Annotated in this window: 6 protein-coding genes; 1 reads left to right on the top strand and 5 read right to left on the bottom strand. The window is 41.6% G+C overall.

Translation table 11 applies throughout. The features are described from left to right. The 5 genes from AC805_RS17340 to sds form a co-directional block, all read right to left on the bottom strand. On the bottom strand, window positions 1–495 hold a 495-nt coding region (locus AC805_RS17340; RefSeq protein WP_156341449.1), incomplete at its 3' end, for a hypothetical protein. A 10-nt stretch (window positions 496–505) separates the two neighbouring features. Continuing rightward, window positions 506–1,093 carry a hypothetical protein gene (locus AC805_RS17335; RefSeq protein WP_055076547.1) on the bottom strand — a complete coding sequence of 196 codons (588 nt, stop codon included), beginning with the start codon at window positions 1,091–1,093 and terminating at the stop codon, window positions 506–508. 6 nt (window positions 1,094–1,099) lie between these two features. Continuing rightward, entirely contained in the window at window positions 1,100–2,164 is a 1,065-nt protein-coding gene (locus AC805_RS17330; RefSeq protein ID WP_055076546.1) for a serine/threonine-protein kinase, read from the bottom strand. Between the two features lie 67 nt (window positions 2,165–2,231). Next, window positions 2,232–2,933 (bottom strand): Uma2 family endonuclease, encoded by a 702-nt coding sequence (locus tag AC805_RS17325; RefSeq protein ID WP_055076545.1) that lies wholly within the window; start codon window positions 2,931–2,933, stop codon window positions 2,232–2,234. Between the two features lie 58 nt (window positions 2,934–2,991). Beyond that, window positions 2,992–3,975: a solanesyl diphosphate synthase gene (gene sds / locus AC805_RS17320; RefSeq protein ID WP_055076544.1), complete on the bottom strand. Its 984-nt coding sequence runs from the start codon at window positions 3,973–3,975 to the stop codon at window positions 2,992–2,994. Between the two features lie 312 nt (window positions 3,976–4,287). Between sds and AC805_RS17315 the strand changes: the two genes are divergently transcribed. Next, window positions 4,288–5,028, top strand: a complete 741-nt coding sequence (locus tag AC805_RS17315; protein WP_055076548.1) for a response regulator transcription factor — start codon at window positions 4,288–4,290, stop codon at window positions 5,026–5,028. Window positions 5,029–5,070: the final 42 nt, after the last annotated feature.

Raw genomic sequence — 5,070 nt, 5'->3', positions numbered from 1 at the left:
AGCCCCCCTTGTGAAGGGGGGAGAAGAGGTGGTTGCTGATTCTCTAATTTGTTGAAGAATGTCTTCCATAATTAGAAAATTAAATTCTTTCTCTTCTTCCCCCTTTGCAAGGGGGATTGAGGGGGATCTAAACCTTGAAACGTAGTCAGGGAGTTTTGTGTGTACTCTGTGGCTTGGGAGATGGAGTTGGTGGTTGAGGTGATGATCCCCCCCAGCCCCCCTTGTGAAGGGGGGAGAAGAGGTGATTGCTGATTCTCTAATTTTTTGAAGAATGTCTTCCATAATTAGAAAATTAAGTTCTTTTTCTTCTTCCCCCTTCACAAGGGGGATTGAGGGGGATCTAAACTTTGAAACGTAGTCAGGGAGTTCTATGTGTACTCTGTGGTTTGAGGAATGGAGTTTGTGGCTTAGGATATGATCCCCCCCAGCCCCCCTTGTGAAGGGGGGAGAAGAGGTGGTTGCTGATTCTCTAATTTGTTGAAGAATGTCTTCCATAATTTTAGACTCATGGCTTAATCAAGTGTTCTTCTTTGCGGCGATAGGCGGAAATTTTACGCTGTCGGTCAATGGATGGATAGAAGAAAAGGTAGCCTAACCAACTAGCACTAGCGAAAGCACTTCCATAGATAAAAATCCTGTATGTATTTAACCAAGCATAAAATTGGGGAAAATTTGATTTTTCGTATGAGTTATCAATCGACAGAAAATATATGCACATTATAGATAACCCAATTGTTAGACTTCCCGTAAGAGTCAATATTTTTTTTAAATCTCTATCAATCAGACTACTGACGAAATTTAATAAACATACAACTATGAATATGGGTATTGGTAGCCATACAAGAACAAAACCATAATACATATTAGAAAGTGACACAAGCTTTGTTATATGCAAAACGATAGGAATGATTCCAATTAAAAATGGGATCATTAGAAAATGAGTTATAAATCCAAGAGAAAATTTGTAAGTCTTTATAGGTAAAGCGGCAGTTTCTACTTGGATTGAAAAGGCGTAGTTTTCGTGATTGGTATTAAGATGGAGCATTAATTTCCGCTTCCCTTTGGCTTTAGCAATTAACTCAATGGTATCCACTATGATTTAACATTCAATTTTATTACCGTTAAACCTCTTGCGACTAAATGAGATCCAATCATGGTTATCTGGATTATGTGGCGGATCATTAGGATGAGGAGCAACTTCCCAATGACCTTCTAAAACAGTTTCGGGAATAGAATTAACTAGCGTAATCGTTTGCGTGAGCTTTTCACCTAATTTAGTCGCCTTAAATTCTAAAACATCTCTACTAGGCTCGAATTCCTTTCCATCTTTAAAAAACTTGACTTCAGGCACACGCACCACATACAAAGGCTTCAACGCCTCCAATGCAGACTTAGCATCAGCAAAACGCTTACTCGGATCGGGCGCAACCATCTGATCTAGCCACTTCACAAAGGTTAAACTGCATCCCTTCAACTTCGGATCGATTTTGCTGCGATCTAGTTGATTGCTGAAATCGATGTAATTGCCGATATCTGTCGAACGGATCGCCCCAATCAAACAGATTAACGTCAAACCCAAACCATAGAGATCGGAAGCATTGGTTAGCTTGAGATTGCGGATTTGTTCGGGAGCCATGAAGCCAAACGTCCCCGCATTAGCGCTACTCATCGCCACACTGCCACTACCCACCCGCGCAAAACCAAAATCAATCAGGTAAACCTTGAGATTATCATCCACCAGAATATTTTCAGGCTTAACATCACGGTGAATGACAGGCGGCATTCGCTCTTGCAGATAAACCAAAATTTCCAAAATCTGCACCGCAATTTGCTTAATTTGATCGGGCGTAAAACTCCGCGCCGCCGCCAAAGTATCTGCAGGAAAGTATTCCGTAACTAAGCAATAGCCATTACCCGTCTCAAACTTGTCTAAATATTTAGGAATGCCGCGATGATTTAAACCCTGTAAGCTTTGGATCTCACGCTCGATCGCTCTAAATCCATCCCACCCCGAACCCGTCGCAAACTGAAATTGCTTGATGGCAACGTCAACATTATCCGCAAGACGTTTAGCAAGGTATGTAAACCTGCCCCCCTCCAAGTTATGCCCCAACTCTTTGATAACTTGATAACCATGCACCGCAAAATCAGGAAATGCACTCATATTTCTAGGTAAAAACTAGATTTTTATTATATTTCCTATTTTTGCAGGATTTTTGTGATTTGAAAATCTAGTTTTTACTTTTTTGTAATTGAGTTAACAGCCATGAAGTAACCTGACCATGATCAATTTCTCTTGATAATCGCAAAGCTTCTTCTAAAAGAGAAATTTCTAAACCTGTAATTACTTGCGATCGCGTAATTCGATAACTACCTTTAGCACCATCAAAATCCGTAATTGTAAAGGCTAAAATCTCCACATTTTTAACATCAATTACCCAATATTCCTTCACGCCCAAATCTTCATACATCAAGCGTTTTTTACCAATATCATCCGCCCAAGAACTATTCGCAATCTCGATCGCCAAATCAGGTGCAGGATACACATCCAAATCAACCACACCCGTACCCCAAGGAATTAACTGAGCGCGATCGCCAACATAATAAGAAATATCGGGCTGGACTTCCTTACTGCCAACTTTTCGGTAAGAGCAATTATCTTTGCTATTTAAAGCTAATCCATTAACGGCAACAAATAAGCCAATAGCCATAACTATTAGTGCATGATCGGCTGAATGGTCTGAACCAGTAGACATAGGTTCAACTCTTGATTCTCCATTGAAGTAATAAAACTTGTATTTTTGATATTTCGGATCGTCAGCAACTTGAATGAATTCTTCCCAAGAGATTTTGACCCAAGTATTTAGGTTCTGCTCAATTATGTTTTCAGTTGATTGATCGGCAGCTTTATCGATACTTAATACCGCAACCATATCTATACCTCATTGGCAAAATATTAAGGAGGATGACGCTTTCGGTCATCCCCATATCTTAATACAAGCGATCTAAAACGTAGTTTGTTAAACCAATCAGAGATTGCTTAGGCGCAGAGGATGGGAGCCACTCGATCGCAGTAAATGCAGACTTAACATGACTCTTCGCGAGTTCACGCGATCGCGAAATTCCCTCACTGTTATGAACCAGTTCCAGAGCCTTTTCTAAATCTCCCACTTCGCTAAACTCACGCTCGATCAATCCACGCAACTGAGGATGCTCTTCGAGAGCAAACAAAACGGGTGCAGTTAAATTACCTTGCTTCAGATCGGAGCCCGCAGGTTTACCTAAAGTCTCGGTGGAACTGGTGAAATCAAGAATGTCATCGACAACCTGAAACGCGATCCCAAAATGCTTACCAAAATTAAATAACTGCTCAGCCTGTACCTGACTGACACCACTGAGAACACCCGCAGCCTTGGCGCTACCTGCCATTAACGAGGCAGTTTTATAAAAACTCTTTTCGAGATAGTCCTCCAAAGTCAGATCACTATCAAAGGCTGTGAGACTTTGGCGAATTTCACCCTCAGCAAAATCGGTAATGACTTTCGACAAAAGCTTAACAACTTCAAGATGATCTAAGTTGGCTAAATACCAAGATGCTTGGGCAAACAGAAAGTCTCCAGCCAAGACCGCAATGCGATTGCCAAAGCTATTATTCACCGTGGGCATCCCACGACGGAGATCTGCGGAGTCGATCACATCGTCATGCACCAGACTTGCTGTATGGATCATTTCCGTGATCTCCGCAAGACGACGATGGCGTGAGGTGATATCGCGATCGCTCATCGTCGCCCGTGACACTAGCAAGACCAGCGCGGGACGCATACTCTTGCCCTTAGCTTCAAACAAATGTTCGGCAGCAGCATACAAAATTGGATGTCTTGCCCCTACCAACTGCTTCAAATTATCCGTGAGAGTATGCAAGTCATCTTTGACTGGTGCAAAAAGTTCGGTGACAGAAGTAGTTGGAAGGCTCATGCGAATAAACCAGTTTTATATCAATTTTTACATATCTTCATATATTGTATGAGAATGTTGTAAGAGTTGAAGACAGACTTAACTAGTTTTATCGATCAATAATTGATCAATATGGTATAGAAAGCTGTAAATAGCTGATACGCTGTACCTACTACTCCTTTAGCCAGAAATTTTTTAGCGATCGCCATTAATGCCAACTATGACTGGTAGTACGACTGATAGCACATCACCCCATCCCCGACTTGTTATGTATCCCTGTGATATATTTTAAAAAAACGTAATCAAATCGTATAGATGGAACTTTGACTAATGATGCCTAGGCTACTCTTGATTGATGATGATCCGATAATATCTGAAATGGTCACGCTAAACCTTGAACATGCTGGATATCAAGTCAGTCAAGCAAGTGATGGAATCAAAGGACAAGCCCTTGCCATTCAGTTGATGCCAGACATGATCATCCTTGATTTAATGCTACCTAGGGTAGATGGATTTACAGTTTGTCAAAGATTGCGTCGTGACGAAAGGACTAAAGAAATTCCCGTAATGATGCTCACAGCGATGGGACAAACCCAAGATAAAGTTGAAGGCTTTAACGCTGGAGCCGATGATTATTTAACTAAGCCCTTTGAACTCGAAGAAATGCTAGCGCGAGTACGGGCTTTACTAAGGCGTACAAATCGAATTATTGATACGGCTAAGCATGGTGAAATTTTAATCTTCGGTTCCTTAACACTCGTACCTGAGCGTTTTGAAGCCATTTGGTTTAATCAAACCGTCAAATTAACCCATCTAGAATTTGAGCTCCTGCATTGTCTCTTGCAACGTCACGGTCAGACCGTATCGCCTAGCGAAATCCTCAAGGAAGTTTGGGGCTATGAACCTGATGACGATATCGAAACCATCCGTGTCCATATTCGGCATCTCCGTACCAAACTCGAACCCGATCCGCGCCATCCTAAATATATTAAAACCGTATATGGTGCGGGATATTGCCTCGAGCTTCCCCATGATAACGATAGCAGCCCAGACGATGGCGCGATCGCTGAGTAATACCAAGTTAAGAAATGGCTACGCCATTTCTTAACTTGAAAA

This window comes from Pseudanabaena sp. 'Roaring Creek' (assembly GCF_001402795.1).
GTDB lineage: Bacteria > Cyanobacteriota > Cyanobacteriia > Pseudanabaenales > Pseudanabaenaceae > Pseudanabaena.
Note: the sequence above shows the minus strand (reverse complement) of the source record. Positions and strands in the feature narration are given on the sequence as shown.